Here is a 19,140-nt window from a genome sequence, read left to right as displayed (position 1 = left end):
TGTCTACACGATCGTCTAAACGTTGGGTAGAAACGCAACGCCTTAAGGCTTAAAAGTATGTTCAAAGTTGTCACGCCAAGATTTTCGCAGACGTTCGAGCGCTGGACGGATGCCCTCAACACAGCTAAAGCGCTGATACCGGAATGCAAAAGTCTGACCGAAGACATTCGCATCTTTCTGTTTGACGATCTGATATGGGTCTACAGTCGCTTGCAATTGTAGACTACGAGCAATTAAAGCGTACACCGTTGAGTGGTAGACTAGGCGCAAAACTTTTTGAGCGTATGCGGGTAGCAAGGTGCGTCAGGGTTAGCACGATCGAGCAGTCAAGGTCGGGGCAGTCGATCGAGCGGCAGCGTTTTGTTGTGGACGAAATTGCCGCTCAACTTGGCACCCTGGATGATGCCTTGCTCTTTCAGGATATTATCTCAGGGCTAAAAGAAGAACGCGAGACACTAGCACGGATTGAGCAACTGGTAGTCGCAGGGGCACTAGATGCAATTGTGTGCGATCGCATCGACCGTTTTAGTCGCGACACTGAAACGTTGTCAAGGCTAGCCAAACTATTCCAGCGATCGGGCGTGCGCTTTTTTGAGGCAGCAAGATCGGCGGATGGTACAGCCAGGAGTGCTGAGATTGACTGGATCAACCCGAACGACTGGAAGTATTTTGTACAAGCAGGCGTTGACGCTGAAGCAGAATCGCGACGTATCAAACAAAGGGTGTCACGCACATATCGCTACAGTCGTGCTAAGGGCAAGCCCAACCAAAAGGCACCATTCGGGTACATCCGCACGAAAGAAACGTATGACAGAGACGATGCTGAGTTTAAGGATGGTATCACCAAGCACCAAGCACTGAGGCAGATGGTAGAGATCTTGTTGCGATCGCCCTTTGTGAGCGATGCCATTGATGAAGTGAACCGGGCACTAGGACAGTACTGGAGTCGATCTAGTTTCCTACGACTGATTGATAATCCTGTACTGCGAGGACATACAGGCTACAGGATACAGAAGAATGGGAAGCACCAAGAACTGATCTATAACACTCATCCAGAGATTGCGGTGATTTCACCAGCGGAGTGGCTCAGTATAGAAGATAAGCGACGGCAAAATGGGCGGCTCTGGGGATCTAACAGTAAAGCGAAGCGGTACTCAATCTCAGGTCTGGTTCGCTGTAGCGAGTGCGGTAGTGCCTGCGAGATCATACCGAACAAGGGTAGAAGTGGCAAGCTTTATTCTTATGTTGGCTGTGGTGCGTATCGACGGCTTGACCCACGGTTTAGTTGTGGCACTCGTCGCGTGAATGGCGATCGCTCACCCTTTGCCAAGCTTGAGGTGATTGAGTCAGCGATCATTGCTGCTTTAGCCACTCGCGCTGAGACGCTTATGAGTGTGGCAGTGGACGAAACGGCAAAGGCGATCGCTGACCCTGAGATCTTAAAACTGGAGCTACAAATAGAGCAGTTACAAGCCACGATCAAAATGGTGGGTGACGATGAAGGTTGGTTAAGCCGGAAGATCGAGAAATTAGTAGCACAAATTAAAGCCAAGCAAAACGCTACGCCGGAAGTTCCGACCGATGACTTAAGCAGTCTTGTCATGCTTGGCTCGACTCCCTCTTTTTGGGAGGACTACCCGATCGAGGGCAAGCGGTTGTTGTTCGCTCGCTACGTCCGTACTGTTTGGCGTGACTGGAACGCTGCTTTGACTGTTGACCTTTGGATCTGATAGTCGGAGTCGAGCAGTCCAGAGAAGATACTCTGATGCTGTCATGCCTGGTAATGGATCTGGGTGCATTTATAAATTCTCCACACTAAATACTTCAGCGGTATTCAACTTGGGTCTAATTATTGGTTGTCTCTCAACAGAGCGAGAATCACCGCCAGCTTCGCTCTCACCGCACTCGTCGTTGCAGGCTCGATCGCCCATTCATCGAGCAACCTCGCAAAGTCAGACTCAGCTTTGGCGTAACCATGCTGAAAGCCTTCTTTGTGAACCTCTGCTATTAGCTTGTCAATCGCATCTCTTACAGCGGGGTCATTGACGACTTGCTGACCGATGCTGGGCTGCTCTTTTGGTGTCATGGTCGATCGCGCTCCAAAGATTCCATCTGACGCTGTCTGATATTTTTCAGTGACTCATCAGAATCACCGCGCCAATCATGCGCCCACATAAATTCAACTTCTGCCGTTGCTGCTGCCTGTTTGTCTGTGTCCATGTCACCAACGCACAGAATCGGCATCAACTGGTTATCCCCAAGCTCATCTCGCGCGATCGCCATTTGCAATTTAGGCTCTAGCATTTCGGTCGCGTCTAGCAACTCAACAATTAAGTTGTTTGTAAACTCGTTCATTGCTAGGCGTAGCATTCCAGGTTGAGGCTTTCTGAAGCCGCCTAAAAAATATCTAGGGTCATCGCCCGCCCCACCATCAATGCGATTAACGGTAAATAACTTGGGTGCCCACAGTGGTCTACTGACTCGATAGCAAGTGTCGCCACTGTCAGGACAGAAGTAAATGCGATCAATTTGCGGGGCAAGCTTCAACGTGTAGCGCTGCTCATCAATGCAAGCCTTCAACGTTTTGTGTTTGTGCATCACTCCACCTTGATTAGTGATACCAAAGATCGCCCATCCTTCAGCAACATATTTGTTTAGCGCGTCAACAACACCAGGTATTAGCTCTTGATCTTTAGGCTCATTGATAAAAGTGTCGTGGTTTGATTTGCAACGTCTCACAGTGCCGTCTAGATCCAGTAGTAACAGTTTGTTAGCCATTCTTGCCAAAGCCTCTAGATGTACGTTTTGTCTTTGAATTAACAAGTCCAGACGTTCTAAGATGCTGCTCAATTTCTTGTTCAGTGCGTCCAGAGAAGAACATTTGAATGTCGTTGGAATTGGTAATCTCTGCTTTAGTTTGCAATGCCCAAAACGGTGTGCTTCTAAACTGTTGCATAACGCTTCGAGCGATCGGAAATACCCGCAGACTATCAACTGTGACACCATGCCGTTCGCCAAAGAAAGGAAGACAGCGCAACTCGATCTCGTCAGAATTAGCGGCAATATCAGCAGGGTTCTCGAACTCGCCCATGTAGAGTATTAAGCCAAACAATTCAGGGTGATAGACATAGCCAAAGCTAAAGAATATCGGCTCATTATTGAACTCTAAACGGTTGAGATTCCCTTCTGACAGACCGAAGAGATAAAGCCTGCCTTCTGTTTGTAAATCAGCAACAAATTTGATCATGAGCGGCTCTCCTTCTGTGCCCACTGGGTTGACTGAGCGCTAGCGGCGATCGCTCTTGCTGCTGCCCTAACTTGCCGTTGCCGTTGGAGGTCGCGGAGTGCGATCGCGCAGACGATGATGGCACTGGCAGCAAAGATAGCGAGGATTAGCATGGGCAACTACCGCCCAGTACTGCTGCATCCTTTTCAGGCAAAGGTTTTGGCTCTAACAATGCTTTAATCTCTGGCTTCCACTCTAAATAGTTCAAATTTGGATCGCAGCAGTTTTCAACCAAAGTCTGATAGCCAAAGATAATTTTTGCCCAGTGAATTGGGCGACTTCTCAGCAGCTTTTCGGCATTGGTAAAATCATCACCTTCTACCATTTCTTCTATTTCGTTCAAGAAATCAATCAAAGCTTGAATATTTGCTTCAGTAGCCTTAGCGACTTTCATTAGTTACTCTCCTGTTTAGTGCTGAGCCGATCGCGGTGGTGAAATTCCCAGAGCAGTGTTGAGGCAGCGATCGCCCCAAAGACGGCAGTGGCGAGGATGAGGGCAAAGGCGATCATGGTGAATGCCAGAGCACCTGTAAAAACGAAATGAAAGAGGATTTGTAGGATTAGCATCATTCACCCCTTAGACATCTGGGCTACCAAATCGTTGTTGTAACGACCTTTCTGCCGATAACTTACCAACGGTCGATCGCACTGATGGAAAATGATTTGACCAATTAACCTGCCTGGATAAATTGGTAGTTGATGAAAGCGGCAATTGTTTCTTACTTCTAAAGTGAGTTTGCTGCCGTTCCACCCCGGATCGCACCAAATGGCTAAGGCTTGATCAAAACCTTCTCTGGCGCGAGATGATTTCAAGCGAAACTCACCCGCGATCGTGTCTGGCATATTGAATGTTTCTAAGGTACTCATCAGTAAAAACTCACCAGGGTAAATGCGGTATGGTTCTGCTTCGCTATACCGAGTGAGGTCTGTTAATACAAAACCTGCTGCTGTTTCCACTACGATCGAATCACCCACTCTCACATCTAAAGAAGCTGGGTTAATCAACCCTTCGTCAAATGGATCAATCATTCCTTGCAAGCAAAGAGAGTGGATCTGATAATCAACTAATGGCATGGTGTGACCTAAAGTGATGTGTCTTGTTGCTCAATCTGTAAAAGCTCTTTAGCAGTCAAATCGTCTTCATACGATCGCACTGCACCAGGCATTGCCCAGTAATGTTTACCTCTATAACTGATTGGAAAAACGGACTGCTCCGGCATAGGGTGAAAGCACAAGTCGTCATAAAGGTAAACTTCATGGCTTGCAACTGGCTGCTTTAGTTTTTCAACAAGCAAATAAGCTTTTCCCTCTTGTGTCCAAGCAACTACTGCTTCAAGGTTTGGATCTTGGCAAGTAGCTGTACGGCAAATTTCTAGTTGTTGTAGTTTTTGCATAGTTTCTAAAGTGAGGTGTTCCAGTTCTCAACAATATTGAGCGCGATCGCCCTTTCCGATTCTTCTGCGTCAGTGGCTAATACTTCCAGAAAAGTGATGACCGCCCTTTTGTCTGTTAACAAACTGTCGCCGTTACAAAGAAATGATTTAGCGCTTTCAAGGTTCAGTCGTTTGTCTTCAGGCTGTAGTCCTTTGAATGTGTCAAGGCGTAGTTTGTGGCGCAAAGTGCAGGCGATCGCGGCTTGCAACTCTGCTGGTGTAGATGTTCTGATCATGGTGATAGTCTTGCTTTTTTGGCACGGGCTTTTTCGTAGTACGCAGCGATCGCTGGCACCCATTCTTTGAAGTGTGGAAACATTAGATCGCAAAGTCTTTGTGCTTCAATTTGGGCATCTCCCTTCCAACGAAGGTCGAGGATGTGGCACAAGCTGCGAACATTGGCAGACATGACCCAATGCTGCCTACAATCCATCGGCAAAAGTCCGGCAGCGTGTTCTTCTGAATAGCCTTCTTCAAGCTTATTGGCGTACCGGATAATACTGCTTGCACACACTGTTAAGTCAGACATTCTCTCAGCAGCATCGTAGTAGTATTTGTGCCCAGCACGATCGCTGTATTCGCCTTCAGGTCTGAGATAAATTACCTGCTCGATCGCTTCTTGGACGTGCTTATTTTCAAACACTGCCCTACCGAGTTGCTCATCAGCAAGCTTCTCCCTTTTGTCAAAGGCTTGCTGGATAATCGCAGCTACTTCTACAAAGCGTTCGCTAGTGTATCGCAGGCTTTGAACACTGAAATGCACGCCTATTCTATGCCTTGTGATCTGCTGCATTGTGCGGTGGTTGAAACCAATCACATTGAAGCTAATTTGCGGTGCTTCTAATGGCGACCAATGACCACGATCGCCAGCTAACAAATGTTTGACAGCATAAATACCAGCATCTTCTTCGCTCGGTACTGCATCATCGATCGCGGCTCCTTCACAAACACATTGATGGGCTGATATCCAGACCAACTGTTGAGGGTTTGGAGTTTTGGCAATTACCGCGACTCGGAATAGCGGATCTGTTTTTTGTTCAACTGCTTGCATTGTTCTCGCCCTTCGTTAACTTCAAGTAAACCGACTCGACTTTTCTAATCGCTTGCCGACCTTCGATCTGTGTAGTGGCAGAAAACAGCCCATCTAACGCTGCCATCAGTTCGTGTTTTTCTTGCATCCACTGCCGCAGATAAAGCGCCTGGTCTAAGCATTCTTCGTAAGCATCTTGCAGGCTATTTCTACCGTTAAATGGTTGTAGCGGTGTTTTGTATCTGGCAATGCCTAACGCTTTGCGATCGCACAAGTCTTGTATCACTAAGTCAGTAATATGTGTGCGATCGTTTGGTGTGGGCGATGGTTGATTAAACATTTTCACCCTGCCTTCTGCTGTTGGTTAGCCAGTGAGATTTCATCGTCTTTGTCATCTTTGGCGAAAGCAGAATGATGCACGACAATCAGCTTTTTCTCCAGCAGTTTGTCAATCAAAGGTTGAACCTCGTCTTTGTGTATGTTCAGCAGGCGGGAAATAGTTTTAATTGGCACCTTGCGCCACCGCAGATGACCGAGTAACTGTGTCTCTGGTGATGGCTTTGACTTATCAACAGTTGGCTTAATTGTGAGCAAGGCTTCCTCGGTTGATCGCTTGGCAGTTTTGTAAGTACGTTTTTGTTTCGGCATGACTAATCTCACTTCGGCAGCAGCGCGATCGTAGGTAATTAAAGCGAGTCGATTATGTAAGCCGTTTTGCCTGAAGAAGTCGTTAGACACTGCCGCCGTCGAACAGATGTCACGCTTACTTGGCATCTTTTGGTTAAAGGCGATCGCTTCGTTTTTGGCGATTTCAATTTGCTCTAAGACGCGATCGATTGAGGCTTGCTTTTTGGTTTGAGCTAAGGTTTTCACGCTGCGTCCTCCATCGGCAAGGCTTGAGCGATCGTCTTAACTTCGACGGGCAAAAGGTAGCCACGCCAGTCGGGGGTGTGGTTGTCTAGGGCTTGCAGTGTCAGGTTGTACCAGTCGCAGCGCGGATCATTGTTTGTGTTTCTGGTTTTAATGCCGAATAGTCTCGCAGCCGCTTTCATGGCTGGCAGACTGCGACGATACGTAAACGCTAGCTGTGGCTCACGTAGCCGTGCTAATAATTTGGGCGGCAATTGTTCGGGGAGAGTAGTATTGAAGTGCGACATTGTTCTTTCTCGGTTAGTGGTTAATGGGGCGATCGTGCTGGTAGTCGGCGCGATCGCTTTTTCGTGTGCGATCGGCTATTGCTTTTGTCGGTCTTCTTGCGCGGCTTGCAGTTGAATGGCAAGTGCAATGTATCCGTCTTCAGATTCGGTAAAAGCGGCTGGCAGTGGATCTTCTAGCTGTTTGCAGGTTGCGGCATACAAGCGACCCTGTGCGGCGTAGTACAGTTTTTCACGGTCTGAAAGTTCGCCTTGTATGTGGCGTTGAGCTGTTTCGTTAAGTGGTTCGTTCATGCGGCACCCCCGATACTTGAATTAGCGCGAATGGTTTGAGTAGCAGCACCGACCACGACAGGCAGGCGGATGATTTCACACAAGGGGCGATCGCTCACTGTGACCACGACCTTTTCTGGCTCCAGTGTTTTGCCAACTTTCAGTGCTGGACGAAAGAAAGGGGTAACTGCCTGCACAACGCTGAAATTGTCATCAACAATCACGCCTGCATCTTTCAACCCGTCAAGGATGAATTTCGCGCTTGCCACCGTGTTATCCCAGTCACGACTGTTGAAACGTTGGAGGACGTAATCGAGGGTGATCCACACATCACCAGGGAACTGAACGCCGATCGCGGCTTGAGAAACCAACTTTGACCACTGGCGCTCTTTGTCCAATGAGTGCGAGCCTGATTGATCTGCTCGTTGAGTGTCGGTGGAAGTGAAATAGTAAATTGCGTCATCACGGCTCTAAGCCCTCTCTAAATGCTTGAATGATGAGAACAGCGCGATTGCTGTATGAGATGCCTTGCTGTGGCGAAATCTGGCAAATGCGGTGATGTTTGATTCAGTCATCCTTGCTAGCTTTCTTTGCGGCTTTGAGTTTGACTGGTAGCGTTAAGCCGAGTAGATACCTGTTGCAGTTGCCGCATCGCTCTTGTGTGAGGTTGAGTTGGATTTCCTTGAGGACACGCTGAAGGCTTTTGCAGTTGGGGCAGGGCGTGCCGGGTGGGACTGGTCCTTTGTGGTTGGTCATGCGGCAAAGTCCTTAGCGCTAATCAGAGGCTTCAGTTGTTGCAAGACTCTGAGCAATGCCCCTGTCCTTTGCCTCGGTTGCGGTTGATCACGCCTGCCTTCGAGGTACTCACAAGCTGTGAGAACTTCGGCTTTGAGGACTTCAAACCAGCGATCGTTGTTAACGCGGGTCCAACTGTTGAGCATGAAAGGCGTTTGAGGCAGGCGATCGCTTGGCAGTCGGAGGAAGGCACGGTAAACAGCGAGTTCAATTTCTGCGTCAAAAGGGTTCATGCTGCTAACCCTTCCCGTTTCAATAACTGCTGTTCAATCTTGTTTGCCATTGCTGCCAGCGCTTCGTCAGGTAACGAGGCAACGGCGATCGGCTGATTTAACCCGTTGAGTTCTAAAGCTTTCTTCACCCACGTTTCAACCTGTGGCGATCGCAGTGTTAGGTCCATGTCATGCAAGCCGCCACGAATGCGGGCGATGTTTGTTCTACGGAGTTCGTCGCTGTTAGTCATGTTGAAACCTTTTGTTGCTTGATGCGGTGCAATGCGGGTCTGCCGCTTCTGCGGATCACCTGGCTTTGATGTTCTTGCAGCAGTGAGTAGCAGTCAGGGTGGTAGAGAAGGTCATACGATCGCTTTTTGCCGTAAACCAGGAGCGAAGTCTCAAGGGCGATCGCCTCTAGCGGATCAACAGCTTGAAGGCACCAAACGCAGTTATTCATAAGCCCTCGATGGTGTTGCTAGGTTTCTGAATTGAGTAAATTGGTTCTCGAACAAAAGCTTGACTGTGCCCGTTGGTCCGTTCCGAGCTTTGGCAATAATCACTTCGGCAATACCGCGATCGGGCGTGTTGGAGTCGTAATATTCAGGTCTATAAAGCAGCATCACGACATCGGCATCCTGCTCAATCGACCCGCTCTCACGTAGGTCTGACATCATTGGGCGCTTATCTTGGCGTTGCTCTACAGCGCGGTTCAACTGCGACAGGACAATCACTGGCACCTTCAACTCGCGTGCCAAACCTTTCAAGGCGCGAGTAATTTTGGATAGCTCCTGCACACGGTTCTCGCCGCCACCTTCGACTAAGCCCAGGTAGTCAACTAGAATCATGCCAAGCTGCCCCGCCTCTGCTTGCAGCCGCCGAGCAGTCGATCGCATATGTGAAACGCTGGCACCAAACTTGTCATCAATGAACAGCGGCATATTGGCAATCTTGCTGACCGTCAAGCCCAGAGCGCTCCAGTCCTGATCGACCAATCGACCAGATCGCATACGCCCCAATTCGATCCGTGAGTTAGACGACATCAGGCGACCGATTAGCTGCTCACGATCCATCTCCATGCTGAAGATCAGCACTGGTAGTTGGTGTTGCGTGGCTACGTTTTCGGCAATGTTGAGCGCAAAGGCAGTTTTCCCCATCGATGCCCTGCCTGCCAGGATGATCAGGTCAGAGCGCTGGAAGCCTTGCGTCATTGCGTCCAAGTCGTAGAAGCCGCAAGTTAAGCCTGGTTGCTTTACGCCTTCCGATCGTTCTACAAGGTCGTGGAAAACGGGTCCCACAATCTCGCTAGCAGGTATCGCTTGAGAGCCTTGCTGCTGCTGCGTCACCTCAAATAGCTTTTGTTCTGCCTGGTCACAGACTTCGCTCAAAGATGTGGCAGACTCCAGACCGAGTTGAGCGATCGCATTGCCTACCAGAATCAGACGGCGGCGGTTGTACTTTTCAACCACTAGGGCAGCGTGTAAGTCGATATTGACAGCACTCACGCTGTTATCAATCAACTCAACTAGCTTGGCTTTGCCACCCACCTTCTCAAGCAGTTCGTTATCTACCAGCCAGCTATAAACGCCCATTAGGTCGGTCGGCTTATTGTCTGCGTGGAGAGCGACGATCGCGCGGTAGATGTTGCGGTGAGCGGCTAAGTAGAACGCTTCAGCAGGTAAGTGGTCTGCAATACGCTCGATCGCGTTCGGGTCCATCAAGCAGCCACCTAGCACATCCATCTCGGCATCAAGGTTGTTTGGCAACATCCGATCCTGCAAGCGGATTAAGTTGCTGTCGGCTTTAAGCTCCTGCACGTTGCAGTTCCTCCTTCGCTCTTGCCATTGCCGCTAAAGCGATCTCTTTGCCTCGTCGCGCCTGCTCAAGGTCGATCGGTGCATAGGGGCTGTAATAGCCTGGTCTTGATTCCGTGGGGACTGGTGCGGTAGTCGTTCGCAGTTCTTCGGCTTGACGCCTACGTGACTCCGTCTTTTGCGCCTGATCCCAATAACCCAACAAGTCGGCACGGGCTTTGATCGAATTCGGTCCGAAGTTATTCGCTCCTGAGTTTTCTAGCTTGCGGAGATACTTGGCGATCGCGTGGTCATTTCTGGAGCCGTCCAGAAGCTTGATGCCTTCCCATTTCGGGGAAACATCTGCGACCGCTTGAAGCATTGACTCCTGGTACTTGATAAGGCTTGCGTGCCAGGGGGCTTCATGCATTGCCCACTCAGGCGCTTCAATATTTTCTTCCGTGAAAGTTTTTCGGGCGGCGGAATAATTTGCCCTCAAGCTAGTGTTGCTCGGAGCGCTAGAGTCTTCCTGATTAACAGGTAGAGCGGGTAGTTTAGGGCTTACTTCCGGTTCTTGTAGCGAAGCGTTGATTTCTCTCTCGTTTTCGTTTTCGCCCTTAAAGGGAGAAACTTCTGGGAGTACCTTAGAGGGAATACCTTTGGGTACCTGATCTGGTAGGGGTGGGGTACCTGATCTGGTAGGGGTAAAGTCCTGATCTGGTAGGGGTGGGGTACCTGATTTGGTACTACCTGATTTGGTAGGGGTCAGCTTTGCACGTATCTGACCTAGAAGATTTGAGTCTACCCAATGCTTAGAACTGGACAGTGTGATCGAGTTGGTTGTACCCTTCCTCGTTGATTGCCAAATTAATCTTGCCGCCGTCAAGACAGCGATCGCTTTGCGTGCTGTCTTGACGTTCATGTTGCAACAGGCGGCAATATTGTTGATTGACTCCCAGCATTCACCTGATCCGGCGCGTCTGGCGATATGACTGTAGACTCTGAACTCAAAAGGGTCTAAGCCGTAGTCGTCAAGGTTTGATGGGATAAATGCGCCTAAATCTCTTTCGTCGCGTGCGTTTGTGGTACTCATTACGCCACCTCCAGTGAGGTGTGTCGCCCCTGTTGAGCAACGTTGACAGGCGTGTTAAGGTTGGAATGTGTACAGGCGTTCGTCTTGTAGCGCGTAGCATTCATCTGAAATAATCCTTCTGGTTCATGATGTGAACTAGCCGCTGTGCAAACTTTCCTAGGGTGGGCACAGCGGCTTCGATTTTTAAGCAGCTTCGTCTTCATCCGGTTCAGCGTCGATCGCTTCAGCTTCCGGCTTCCCTGCCAGTCGTAGAGCAGCTTTTTGTTCGTCGCTCATTGCCTGCCGTTCGTCGGGGTTGAGCAGCTTCACGATGAGCGAAGGATTGCGGCAAAGGTGCATTGGGATGGTCAGGAATCGACCACTATGCACAACACCTTCTTGAGTGCCTAAGCGTCGAAGGATGCCGTTGATCACTCCGTCGCGATCGCTCTGGATGCGAACTTGTTTGATCTCGTAGTCGTAAACAATGCTGGTTTCGCCGTTAATAGCCATGCGTCTGTTTTTCTCTCGTTGTAAATTGTGAAAACGTATCAGACTACCTGAAAGGGGTTAGCGTGGCTTAGATGCCATCCTCGGTGTCAAATTCTGGGTATTCGTCTTCTTCGAAATCGGTCAGCACTTCAGGTTGAATCGCCGACTCTTCCACTTCAGGCACAGCAGTTTTGACGGAGCCAAGTGCGAGAATACGATCGCGCACTAGCTGCATCACCTGAGCTTCAACGGCTGAGCTAGAGGCAAGAAACTTGGCTTGCTTTGGCAGGCGCAACCACTCTTGCAGTTTCGCTACTTGTTCGACTGATTCTGCTTTGTTGAGCGAGTTATCAACTGTTCTGAGAAAGGTTAGATCGGCTTCGCTAACGGTTGGTTCTTCAGTAGCGATCGCCTGCTTCTTCGGTTTTGCTCTAGGCTTATCAACGGCAACAAAACTATTACCTAAAGACTCAGCCGACTCTAGCGCTGCTGTTGGTAGATTGCCCTGTGAAACCTCATCACGGACAACATCGATCGCGGCTGCAATCTGTCTTGTGTTGGTAGCGTTTCTGATGCTGCGCTCGGTCTGACCCCAGATGGAAGATTCTTGATAGCCTTGCAGCATGGGCACATCGCCACCGATCAGCGCGATCGCTTCGGCACTACCACCCAGTCTTTGTACTTCTTTGAAAGCCATGAAACGCTGCAATGTTGACAGCCATTCAGGATCTTCTGATAGCGAGAGTGCCCAATAGGAACCCTTCGATCGTGTACCTGTTTGGTTGTAAACTGTCTTGCCGTTTACAGTGCCCTTTTCTTGATTTGGACGCATGATTTTCTTCTCTACTCTTGTGAGCGTGTAGGGAATGAAACCAAACGTCCAGGGAGAAGGTACAGGGCTAGAATCTAGCGCTCCATACTGTTTGTATAAAGCGCATAATTGCGAATGCAATCCTGTTAGGTTGTGAGCACCAGAAATGCTCATCATCCACGCTTTGGTAGCACCCATGCCCCCTGCGTAAAGCTCACGGACGTAGAAGAAGAATCGACCTGTACCTTTGCCACAAGTGGCGCATTCAGGTTCGTTACCTTTCAAGCAAGGCTCGTCTACGTTCTGTCGTTCAAACGAATACTTCTGCTCACCCTTCAGCCCTTTGTAGGGGATCTGGCACATCTTCTGCACAATCCGTTGACCGTTGCACCGATGCTGAAACCCTTGTGCTGTGTATGACTCGTACCACGTATCAAAGCATTCGTCAGGAGTGGCATAGGGCAGAAAGATGTTGAGCTTGTCGGGTCTGTCTGTGCCGTAGTGTTCGATGAACTTTTCGCGTGTGCGATCGTTGCACTCAATGCGGAACTTGTCGTTCAGCGTTTTGCCAGCACTGTTGTCTGACTTCTCTGCACCAACCCAGACGCGACCAATCACGTCAAGGTTGATCTTTTCTTCTGCCGTCGCTCGGTCTGTCTTGCCTAAAATAACCATCGCTTCTGTCCAGCTAGAGGATTAGGAAAGGGCGACAGGTGCCGCCCACGTCAACTGAGAAAGGAAAACTAGGCAGCGTACAGCTCTTTCACTGCTTGACGGTTGCGTGCTTCTCTGACATCGCTCCACTCTTTGTAGAGGTACTCAGCCGCTTGTACTGCCGTATCGAAGATGAAACTTTCACCGCTCTGTAGTCGGTTGCGTCCTACATAGGTCACGCACCACTGGCTACCCGTTGGCTGAACTTGACCCAAGAAGTGAGGACGACCGCCGCGACGTTGCCAGGAGATGTCGTAGGTTTTGGTGCTGCTATCGACCATCAAGTAGTTGATGCACTCGCGCTGACCGTCAGAGCTACCAGAGTCGAGCCAGGTGAAGTGAGGAGGAAGCTGAAGGGCGATCGCTTGAACTGCTGTCTGTGTGGGTGCCATAATTGCGGTATCCGTAGTTGGTTGATAGCTAGCTAGGGTCGCCACTGCTGAATGTCCTGAGAAAACTTGCAGCAGTGGCTTGAGTGCAGATTGGCAGCGGTGTTTAGCCGTTGCTTTTTCCGTATCTCTATATTCCGCTATTCTAGGCATTCTGTCAATATAGACATTCTGCAATTCAGGGTATAAGATATAGGAGAAGTTTTTTGGAGTATGGCTGTGCGTAATCGGGTAAAAGAATTTCTGGACAAAACCCCTGATCCTGTCACTGGTAAAGACAAGACGAGCGCCTACCGTTTTTGGAAGTTGACAGGATTGGCACGCGATACGGCTTACAAGCTCTACAACAATCCTGATTACGTACCTGGCGGTGAAGTGCTTGATGCTGTTTGCCGTTTCTACAAGCAGCAACCAGGAGAGTTTTTGGTATGGAGTCCAGACGACGAGACTGCTGCCAGTTAAATATTTGTTTGCTATAGGAGTAGTAATCATGAGTCTTGAGCTAATAGAAGATCGGCACTACAAGATTTTGGGTTGGTGTAACGTTGTTTACCTTGGTCCGCGTGAGGTGAACGGCAGTCTAGAGCACGGATTTATGCGGACTGATGGCATGGGCATTTACTGCATTGCACCTGATCAGGTTGATCTCCAAGTGCAAGAATGGGAGCCTGGCGAAGATAAATTGGCGGTTCGCGTTTTGAATCTGGGCGCAACGGCGGCAGAGAAAATGCCTGATCCAGCAATTTAAGGGCAAAAGCGCGGCAGTGGCTTGTGGAGCAAATCGAAGCCACTGCCCAGTAGGAATGCGATCGCCGATTGCCCCAGCGATCGCGGCAAGTCTAAGCGCAGTCCACCGGAAACAGTTTGAGCCACTGTCTTGGCGCTGTGCGGTGACGTGAGATGCGCGGTGAGAGGCGATCGCGCAATACTCGACGGTTGAATAGAATCACTCTGTCTGTCTGCCCGGTTAGCGGTGGGGCAGGCTTTAGCGTTGGAATGGGTGGCGGTGATAGTCTCATGGGGTCAGATGGGGTGAGGGTGAGATAACAACGGGAGCAAACAACGATCGATGTACCGCCTTCATTGATGGGTACCGTGGTGGGATGGTGCAGGGTGTCGCACTTGTTGTGGTTCACTGCGTTACCCTCCAAAGTTCAGACGTAGCTGAATCGGTTTATCAGGCACTTCGATCGCGCCTTTTTCTTCCAGCGCAATCAGCGCCAACTTGACCTGTTTGGGCTTAACCGTTTTGACCTTGTTCGTTTGGTGGTCGGGTACGCCACGCCACCGCAGGCAGAAGGCTTCGATGTCTAAGTCGCGATCGTCTCCTTCCATCAGCAGCGCAGCAGCAATGTAGCCGGTGGCGTTGATCAGCCCTAAATCCCATAACTCGATCAGGTTTGACTTGCTGAGAGTGCCAGCCTTGACCGCTTCATATTCTTTGGTTGGTAGTAGTTCTAAAGTTTGTACCATTACGCTGCTTGCTCCTGTACTGTGGTCTTTTTGCGTGTGTAGCTACCCTTGCCTGTCTTCTCCCATCCGTCTAACTCCATGCACCGATCGCGCACGGCATCAAGACGTTCATAAATTCCCTCCCATTGCTTGTCTTCATACAGGATTGTGAGGTCGTCCCACATTTCAACAATGGGCAACCACTTAGGGAAGACTTCTGCTACCTCTGGCAGTCGTGTTCTCCATTCCGGTATGAGTTGCAGCAGCTTGTAGCAACGACTGAAATCGTCAGCGTCAGAAGGAGTGTCAAAATTTATGCCGCACGATCGCCCTTGTTCTGAGATCGTGCCTGTCAGTACAGCCCAAATTGTTTTAGAGCTTGTCCCAACTTCGCCAGTTGTAATCCACTGATTAGCTCTTTGTCTTATCACGCTGCTTGCTCCTGTACTGCTTCAACTAACTCCATCGTCCCAATGCTTTTCTCTTCGGTGTTTTTGCCAATCAACACGTCGATGTAATTGGCAGTACTGCCCGATCGCTGATACACGAGCGTTCCAGGTTCGTAGTTCTTTCCTGGTTTCGGATCGAAAGTTACTGTGCCCGACCACGGACGCACCTTGAACGATTCATAGGTTTGACGCTTCACTAGGTCGCCTTTTTTAATCTCATTGCCGCTGCTTTATCCATTAGTTCGCCCTCAACATTTGGGTAAAAGATACGTGCGATCGCGCTTCACTCCTGGCACCCTCAGCCTCTGGAGCCACCCCAAGCTGACTCTCCATCACCACATCGCCTAACGGTCCTCGGTCTTTGTCCCTGTACTGCACCAATACGCCATCAGGTCGGGTGATGTTGCCCCAGAAAGACTTAGGCATCACTGCTGCCCACTCCTGTATCGTCTCCAGGTCGGGGATGGCAACGAGACGGGCGCAATACCGTCCGATCGCCGCTTCCATTTCTTGCCAGAAGTAGTCGGTGGGATTGGCAAGGTAGTAGATGATTGCGCCTGCCATGCCTGTGGCGTTGGTGTCAGTGGTGAGGGGCTTCGATCGTGCTCTGATTGGCATTGGGATAGAGACGATCGGGCAGTGGGCAGCGTCGTACAGATTGAGCGTGTACGTTTGAGTGGCGATCGCTGTGGCTGTGGATCCGCGGCGGCGTTTGGCTTCTCCCATTACGCTGCTACCTCCCACTTAATGCCTGAAACTGGGCGATTCTCTTCAACCGAGAGCCTGATGCCAGTGCGATCGACGTAACACTTTCTGGAAGCTTCCTTGATGCTGTGAAAAACTTCGCCAGTATCAGTGCGGCGAACTGGCATCGGCTTTCCATGTTTACAAGGTGGTAAAGCAGCGATCGCTTCAATCAGTTCTGGCTTAACACCAAGCCATGCCAAACCCTCTAAATCGACTTCAGCCAATTTTTGCCAGTGCTGTTCAGCAAAGGCTCTGAAGTCAGCTGCTCGGATGGCTCCAACGTTGCGGGTTACTTTGCGGTAGGGCAGCAAACCTTTTTCAATCCAGAGTTCAGCCCGATCTCGTTTGATATTCAAAGTTCTTGCTAGTTCAATGGTGCTGAAGTTGTCGAAGGATGCTTTGCAAGATAGTCCTAAGCGTTTCAGCCTTACTTTGATTGCCGTTTCTGACCGTTGCGCCCAACCCTTTCTCTTTGCAGTGTTGTTAAAGCGCTTGACTAAATCAGACAAAGGCAAGGTGCCTGCGACTTTTTCAAGATAAAAGTCTGCATCGGCTTCCCATGCCACCATGCCGCGCACTTGAGCGCTAACCGTGGCAGCACAACGTCGATTGCAGAACTTGCGGGGTCTGGTGTAAGTGAATTGGCGATCGCAGTTTGGGCAAGTAGATGTTTTCACGCCGCCACCTCCAACAAACTAAGCTGCCGCGGTTTCTGCCATGACCAGCAATACTCATTGCCTTGCCCCTGGTGATTGCTGCCCCCTTCTAAACCAGTCCCGCAACCAATCCGTGCCAAGATGCCCAAATCTTCCACCGCCCAACTATCTGCAAAAGCTTGCTCTAGCGCTGGCGATCGATAGTTGTAGGCAACCACCCGATCGCACACTCGACGCGCCTGCGTGACTGAATTAACCGCCATCCAAAACTCACTATCAGAGTGCGGCGCATGGTAGTGATAAGACGGGTTTAACTTGATGCCGTCTGACGGTTGCCAATAGGGTGGATCACTGATCGCTAGTTTGCGACCTCTGAGCGTGGCAGCGTATGCCGTCGCCGTTGCCCAATCATCAAACACAGCTACCTTGCAACCGGTTGGCAGGTAAGGGGATTGGTAGACCTTGTTGCAAGTCTTCTCTAGACGTTCTTGCCATCCCAGTGCTGAATTATTGGCACCACTGCCACTGGTACGCACGATCGACGATTGCGCTAGCCATCGGAACACGACACCGAATGCTGCTTTGAACTCAGTGTTATAGGCAGACTCATTACTGATGATTGAGTCGTACTGACTGCGCCATACTTTCCACCATTGCCACAACAGATCAGGGGTTTGAATGCGCCCTTGATTGTGCTTTTCTTTGGTGAAGTTCTTGCAGTACTTGAGTAGCTTGGCTTGCAACAGTAACCACTCAATAGATTTCAGTGGCAACCAATCAGCTTTGAAATAGGACTGGAAAGCAACTGCTAGAGGCGCGATCGCTTCTCTCTGCATTTCCTCAATCAGTGCGACCATTGCTGCTCTGAGCGCATCATCTGCCCAGGCTTGCCACAGCGCTCGAATGCAAGGGTCAGCGTCAGCTACAACGATATGCTTTACTTTGTCGGCGTAGGACGATCGTTGTAGGTAACGCATTAAACTACCGCCGCTGCCTGCAAATTGCTCCAGTAGCACTATGAAAGATTCATCGAGCGGCACATCGTCGTGATTGAGCTTGCTGCCGATGTAAGCGGAGTTGACCAGAGAGACTAGGCGTTGCATCGATCGCCCCCTTGCTGTTGCCTCTCCTGCCGCTTGGCAAGTAACAACTGCTTCGCTGCTGCCGCTAACCGCGCTTCAAGTTGCTGCCGTGGCGTTTGCTGTTGGTTCATGCTGCTGCCTCTCGCACAATTTCATTGCCTGCTTCATCAAAAAAGCGACAGCGATCGCCTTGAGGGTGAAAGTAAAAAACGTCCCCATCGTCGTATTGCACTTGGAGGTACGCACCCCCGCCACCCGCACCAACAATGCGCCCCATCTTGCTGCCAACTTCACAACGCATCCCATTGCATACAAAAGGCACATTGCGGTATTTAGCTATCCGTCTCACTTCCGACGAATCAATGACGCAGCGCAGCGATTTAGCTCGAATATCAGTAAGGGCAACTTCATGGTGCTCATTAACCATCCTGCAAAACTCAGCTTTTGCCTGTGTCAATTTCTGCCTGGTGTACTGCATCTTGGACCCCATCTCGGAGCCTTCCCACTTTTGTACCCAGCATTCGTAGGTGGTGACTTTCATGCTGCTACCTCCAGCGCCTGAAGGTAGGCAAGGAGAAGTGCGGTCGCTGGTTCAGCGTGCTGCCCTGTAAAGTACGCATGGTTTTTTGGCTTCAATACTTGAACGTAATGCTGCCCGTCCGTAGCGTTTTCAATCTTGTAGAGCCAACCATGTGCAGCGATCGCTTCTTGCAGGCAGGCTTGAAGAACAGCCTTTTCCATTACTCTTAAAGCGCTAGGAAGCAGATACCAGGCAACAGCATTGCCGTCCAAACTGAGCGTGAAAACTTGCCCGTCGTCAAACCTACTAACGCTACAGCGATCGGGTTCTAATGCTGCCCACTTTTCAAACACTGGCAGCAGTTCGATGTCTTCTGATGTCTGCGTATCTGTTACATTGTTCATTAGCTGAGTCCTGCCGTTGACAGGGCGATTTAGGCTATAGCCGGAGTACCATTCCGGCGTTCAATTTTTCTAAGCTGCGGTCTGTTGTTGCACCGCTTCGCTCAACAGCAAAGGCTTCAAGCGGTAAATGTTACGGGCACTCATTACCCGAAACCCATAAGCGACGGTCAGGCGCGCCTCAACCTGGTAAGGGGATAGACCCTGGTTGAGCAACGCTTTGATTTCGTTTTCGACAATTTTTGTTGCTGTAGCCATAGTCTTTGTGATGTTTGTCACAGATAGATTTCTGAAAAACCCCTGGTAGAGACAGGGGGCATGGGAAACGTCTTAGTAACGACCACAAGCAAGTGACCGACTCCTTCATACAACCACAAAA

General features: G+C 50.0%; 39 protein-coding genes. 4 read left to right on the top strand and 35 right to left on the bottom strand.

Annotated features, from left to right (window positions below):
* The first annotated feature begins 57 nt into the window (after nt 1-57).
* Both H6F86_RS21285 and H6F86_RS21280 read left to right on the top strand, forming a co-directional pair.
* Nucleotides 58-222: a hypothetical protein gene (locus tag H6F86_RS21285; RefSeq protein ID WP_190451112.1), complete on the top strand. Its 165-nt coding sequence runs from the start codon at nt 58-60 to the stop codon at nt 220-222.
* The gene (locus H6F86_RS21280) at nt 195-1,730 is read left to right on the top strand and encodes a recombinase family protein (protein ID WP_190450877.1); all 1,536 of its coding nucleotides are present in this window, start codon (nt 195-197) and stop codon (nt 1,728-1,730) included. Before H6F86_RS21285 ends, H6F86_RS21280 begins: the two co-directional genes overlap by 28 nt.
* Nucleotides 1,731-1,849: 119 nt before the next feature.
* Here the strand turns inward: H6F86_RS21280 and H6F86_RS21275 are convergent, their stop codons facing one another.
* The 23 genes from H6F86_RS21275 to H6F86_RS21165 form a co-directional block, all read right to left on the bottom strand.
* Nucleotides 1,850-2,086, bottom strand: a complete 237-nt coding sequence (locus H6F86_RS21275; protein ID WP_190450868.1) for a hypothetical protein — start codon at nt 2,084-2,086, stop codon at nt 1,850-1,852.
* Nucleotides 2,083-2,778, bottom strand: coding sequence for a hypothetical protein (locus H6F86_RS21270; RefSeq protein WP_190450866.1), 696 nt, complete (start codon nt 2,776-2,778; stop codon nt 2,083-2,085). The genes H6F86_RS21275 and H6F86_RS21270 overlap by 4 nt, the downstream gene beginning before the upstream one ends.
* Complete coding sequence (locus H6F86_RS21265; RefSeq protein ID WP_190450865.1) at nt 2,771-3,247, bottom strand: hypothetical protein; 477 nt, start codon at nt 3,245-3,247, stop codon at nt 2,771-2,773. The genes H6F86_RS21270 and H6F86_RS21265 overlap by 8 nt, the downstream gene beginning before the upstream one ends.
* Nucleotides 3,244-3,399 carry a hypothetical protein gene (locus H6F86_RS21260; RefSeq protein ID WP_190450863.1) on the bottom strand — a complete coding sequence of 52 codons (156 nt, stop codon included), beginning with the start codon at nt 3,397-3,399 and terminating at the stop codon, nt 3,244-3,246. The genes H6F86_RS21265 and H6F86_RS21260 overlap by 4 nt, the downstream gene beginning before the upstream one ends.
* Nucleotides 3,393-3,680 carry a hypothetical protein gene (locus H6F86_RS21255; RefSeq protein ID WP_190450861.1) on the bottom strand — a complete coding sequence of 96 codons (288 nt, stop codon included), beginning with the start codon at nt 3,678-3,680 and terminating at the stop codon, nt 3,393-3,395. Before H6F86_RS21255 ends, H6F86_RS21260 begins: the two co-directional genes overlap by 7 nt.
* Nucleotides 3,680-3,856: a hypothetical protein gene (locus tag H6F86_RS21250; RefSeq protein ID WP_190450859.1), complete on the bottom strand. Its 177-nt coding sequence runs from the start codon at nt 3,854-3,856 to the stop codon at nt 3,680-3,682. Before H6F86_RS21250 ends, H6F86_RS21255 begins: the two co-directional genes overlap by 1 nt.
* Nucleotides 3,857-4,360, bottom strand: coding sequence for a dCTP deaminase (dcd, locus tag H6F86_RS21245; protein WP_190450857.1), 504 nt, complete (start codon nt 4,358-4,360; stop codon nt 3,857-3,859).
* Nucleotides 4,361-4,368: 8 nt separating this feature from the next.
* Nucleotides 4,369-4,680 (bottom strand): hypothetical protein, encoded by a 312-nt coding sequence (locus H6F86_RS21240; protein WP_190450855.1) that lies wholly within the window; start codon nt 4,678-4,680, stop codon nt 4,369-4,371.
* A gap of 5 nt (nt 4,681-4,685) precedes the next feature.
* Nucleotides 4,686-4,955, bottom strand: a complete 270-nt coding sequence (locus H6F86_RS21235) for a hypothetical protein (RefSeq protein ID WP_190450853.1) — start codon at nt 4,953-4,955, stop codon at nt 4,686-4,688.
* Entirely contained in the window at nt 4,952-5,770 is an 819-nt protein-coding gene (thyX, locus tag H6F86_RS21230) for an FAD-dependent thymidylate synthase (RefSeq protein WP_190450851.1), read from the bottom strand. Before thyX ends, H6F86_RS21235 begins: the two co-directional genes overlap by 4 nt.
* Nucleotides 5,757-6,089 (bottom strand): hypothetical protein, encoded by a 333-nt coding sequence (locus H6F86_RS21225; RefSeq protein ID WP_190450844.1) that lies wholly within the window; start codon nt 6,087-6,089, stop codon nt 5,757-5,759. The genes thyX and H6F86_RS21225 overlap by 14 nt, the downstream gene beginning before the upstream one ends.
* A 2-nt stretch (nt 6,090-6,091) precedes the next feature.
* On the bottom strand, nt 6,092-6,622 hold the full coding sequence (locus H6F86_RS21220) for a hypothetical protein (protein WP_190450842.1): 531 nt from the start codon (nt 6,620-6,622) through the stop codon (nt 6,092-6,094).
* A complete protein-coding gene (locus H6F86_RS21215; RefSeq protein WP_190450840.1) occupies nt 6,619-6,906 on the bottom strand; it encodes a hypothetical protein in 288 nt (95 codons plus the stop codon). The genes H6F86_RS21220 and H6F86_RS21215 overlap by 4 nt, the downstream gene beginning before the upstream one ends.
* A gap of 75 nt (nt 6,907-6,981) precedes the next feature.
* Entirely contained in the window at nt 6,982-7,197 is a 216-nt protein-coding gene (locus H6F86_RS21210; protein WP_190450838.1) for a hypothetical protein, read from the bottom strand.
* Entirely contained in the window at nt 7,194-7,574 is a 381-nt protein-coding gene (locus tag H6F86_RS21205; RefSeq protein WP_190450835.1) for a hypothetical protein, read from the bottom strand. The genes H6F86_RS21210 and H6F86_RS21205 overlap by 4 nt, the downstream gene beginning before the upstream one ends.
* Nucleotides 7,575-7,928: 354 nt before the next feature.
* Nucleotides 7,929-8,204: a hypothetical protein gene (locus H6F86_RS21200; RefSeq protein ID WP_190450833.1), complete on the bottom strand. Its 276-nt coding sequence runs from the start codon at nt 8,202-8,204 to the stop codon at nt 7,929-7,931.
* Nucleotides 8,201-8,434, bottom strand: coding sequence for a hypothetical protein (locus H6F86_RS21195; RefSeq protein WP_190450831.1), 234 nt, complete (start codon nt 8,432-8,434; stop codon nt 8,201-8,203). The genes H6F86_RS21200 and H6F86_RS21195 overlap by 4 nt, the downstream gene beginning before the upstream one ends.
* Nucleotides 8,431-8,643: a hypothetical protein gene (locus H6F86_RS21190; protein WP_190450826.1), complete on the bottom strand. Its 213-nt coding sequence runs from the start codon at nt 8,641-8,643 to the stop codon at nt 8,431-8,433. The genes H6F86_RS21195 and H6F86_RS21190 overlap by 4 nt, the downstream gene beginning before the upstream one ends.
* Entirely contained in the window at nt 8,636-10,000 is a 1,365-nt protein-coding gene (dnaB, locus tag H6F86_RS21185; RefSeq protein ID WP_347240820.1) for a replicative DNA helicase, read from the bottom strand. Before dnaB ends, H6F86_RS21190 begins: the two co-directional genes overlap by 8 nt.
* Complete coding sequence (locus H6F86_RS21180; RefSeq protein ID WP_190450824.1) at nt 9,987-11,069, bottom strand: helix-turn-helix domain-containing protein; 1,083 nt, start codon at nt 11,067-11,069, stop codon at nt 9,987-9,989. The genes dnaB and H6F86_RS21180 overlap by 14 nt, the downstream gene beginning before the upstream one ends.
* A gap of 183 nt (nt 11,070-11,252) precedes the next feature.
* Entirely contained in the window at nt 11,253-11,561 is a 309-nt protein-coding gene (locus H6F86_RS21175; RefSeq protein ID WP_190450822.1) for a hypothetical protein, read from the bottom strand.
* A 67-nt stretch (nt 11,562-11,628) separates the two neighbouring features.
* Nucleotides 11,629-13,026, bottom strand: a complete 1,398-nt coding sequence (locus H6F86_RS21170; RefSeq protein ID WP_190450820.1) for a hypothetical protein — start codon at nt 13,024-13,026, stop codon at nt 11,629-11,631.
* A 68-nt stretch (nt 13,027-13,094) separates the two neighbouring features.
* The gene (locus tag H6F86_RS21165; RefSeq protein WP_190450819.1) at nt 13,095-13,607 is read right to left on the bottom strand and encodes a hypothetical protein; all 513 of its coding nucleotides are present in this window, start codon (nt 13,605-13,607) and stop codon (nt 13,095-13,097) included.
* A gap of 60 nt (nt 13,608-13,667) precedes the next feature.
* Here H6F86_RS21165 and H6F86_RS21160 point away from each other — a divergent pair, with 60 nt between their 5' ends.
* Both H6F86_RS21160 and H6F86_RS21155 read left to right on the top strand, forming a co-directional pair.
* Nucleotides 13,668-13,916, top strand: coding sequence for a helix-turn-helix transcriptional regulator (locus H6F86_RS21160; protein WP_190450817.1), 249 nt, complete (start codon nt 13,668-13,670; stop codon nt 13,914-13,916).
* A 28-nt stretch (nt 13,917-13,944) separates the two neighbouring features.
* Nucleotides 13,945-14,202, top strand: coding sequence for a hypothetical protein (locus tag H6F86_RS21155; RefSeq protein ID WP_190450814.1), 258 nt, complete (start codon nt 13,945-13,947; stop codon nt 14,200-14,202).
* Here H6F86_RS21155 and H6F86_RS32905 read toward each other — a convergent pair.
* The 12 genes from H6F86_RS32905 to H6F86_RS21105 all read right to left on the bottom strand — a co-directional run bounded on the left by H6F86_RS32905 (nt 14,199) and on the right by H6F86_RS21105 (nt 19,019).
* The gene (locus H6F86_RS32905) at nt 14,199-14,327 is read right to left on the bottom strand and encodes a hypothetical protein (RefSeq protein ID WP_277881694.1); all 129 of its coding nucleotides are present in this window, start codon (nt 14,325-14,327) and stop codon (nt 14,199-14,201) included. The two genes, H6F86_RS21155 and H6F86_RS32905, sit on opposite strands and share 4 nt — an antisense overlap.
* Nucleotides 14,294-14,590, bottom strand: a complete 297-nt coding sequence (locus H6F86_RS21150; RefSeq protein WP_190450812.1) for a hypothetical protein — start codon at nt 14,588-14,590, stop codon at nt 14,294-14,296. Before H6F86_RS21150 ends, H6F86_RS32905 begins: the two co-directional genes overlap by 34 nt.
* Before the next feature lie 4 nt (nt 14,591-14,594).
* A complete protein-coding gene (locus H6F86_RS21145) occupies nt 14,595-14,927 on the bottom strand; it encodes a hypothetical protein (RefSeq protein ID WP_190450810.1) in 333 nt (110 codons plus the stop codon).
* Complete coding sequence (locus H6F86_RS21140; protein ID WP_190450808.1) at nt 14,927-15,337, bottom strand: hypothetical protein; 411 nt, start codon at nt 15,335-15,337, stop codon at nt 14,927-14,929. The genes H6F86_RS21145 and H6F86_RS21140 overlap by 1 nt, the downstream gene beginning before the upstream one ends.
* Nucleotides 15,334-15,552, bottom strand: coding sequence for a hypothetical protein (locus H6F86_RS21135; RefSeq protein WP_190450806.1), 219 nt, complete (start codon nt 15,550-15,552; stop codon nt 15,334-15,336). Before H6F86_RS21135 ends, H6F86_RS21140 begins: the two co-directional genes overlap by 4 nt.
* Before the next feature lie 40 nt (nt 15,553-15,592).
* On the bottom strand, nt 15,593-16,081 hold the full coding sequence (locus H6F86_RS21130) for a hypothetical protein (RefSeq protein WP_190450803.1): 489 nt from the start codon (nt 16,079-16,081) through the stop codon (nt 15,593-15,595).
* On the bottom strand, nt 16,081-16,779 hold the full coding sequence (locus H6F86_RS21125; protein WP_190450800.1) for a hypothetical protein: 699 nt from the start codon (nt 16,777-16,779) through the stop codon (nt 16,081-16,083). Before H6F86_RS21125 ends, H6F86_RS21130 begins: the two co-directional genes overlap by 1 nt.
* On the bottom strand, nt 16,776-17,861 hold the full coding sequence (locus H6F86_RS21120) for a hypothetical protein (protein WP_190450797.1): 1,086 nt from the start codon (nt 17,859-17,861) through the stop codon (nt 16,776-16,778). Before H6F86_RS21120 ends, H6F86_RS21125 begins: the two co-directional genes overlap by 4 nt.
* On the bottom strand, nt 17,849-17,971 hold the full coding sequence (locus H6F86_RS32900; RefSeq protein ID WP_277881693.1) for a hypothetical protein: 123 nt from the start codon (nt 17,969-17,971) through the stop codon (nt 17,849-17,851). Before H6F86_RS32900 ends, H6F86_RS21120 begins: the two co-directional genes overlap by 13 nt.
* Nucleotides 17,968-18,381 (bottom strand): hypothetical protein, encoded by a 414-nt coding sequence (locus H6F86_RS21115; RefSeq protein ID WP_190450794.1) that lies wholly within the window; start codon nt 18,379-18,381, stop codon nt 17,968-17,970. The genes H6F86_RS32900 and H6F86_RS21115 overlap by 4 nt, the downstream gene beginning before the upstream one ends.
* Nucleotides 18,378-18,764, bottom strand: coding sequence for a hypothetical protein (locus tag H6F86_RS21110; RefSeq protein WP_190450793.1), 387 nt, complete (start codon nt 18,762-18,764; stop codon nt 18,378-18,380). The genes H6F86_RS21115 and H6F86_RS21110 overlap by 4 nt, the downstream gene beginning before the upstream one ends.
* 69 nt (nt 18,765-18,833) lie before the next feature.
* Entirely contained in the window at nt 18,834-19,019 is a 186-nt protein-coding gene (locus H6F86_RS21105; RefSeq protein WP_190450791.1) for a hypothetical protein, read from the bottom strand.
* Between the last annotated feature and the right edge of the window lie 121 nt (nt 19,020-19,140).

The organism is Phormidium sp. FACHB-592 (assembly GCF_014695795.1).
Classification (GTDB): Bacteria; Cyanobacteriota; Cyanobacteriia; order Leptolyngbyales; family Leptolyngbyaceae; genus Stenomitos.
This window is presented reverse-complemented; position numbering and strand designations above follow the sequence as displayed.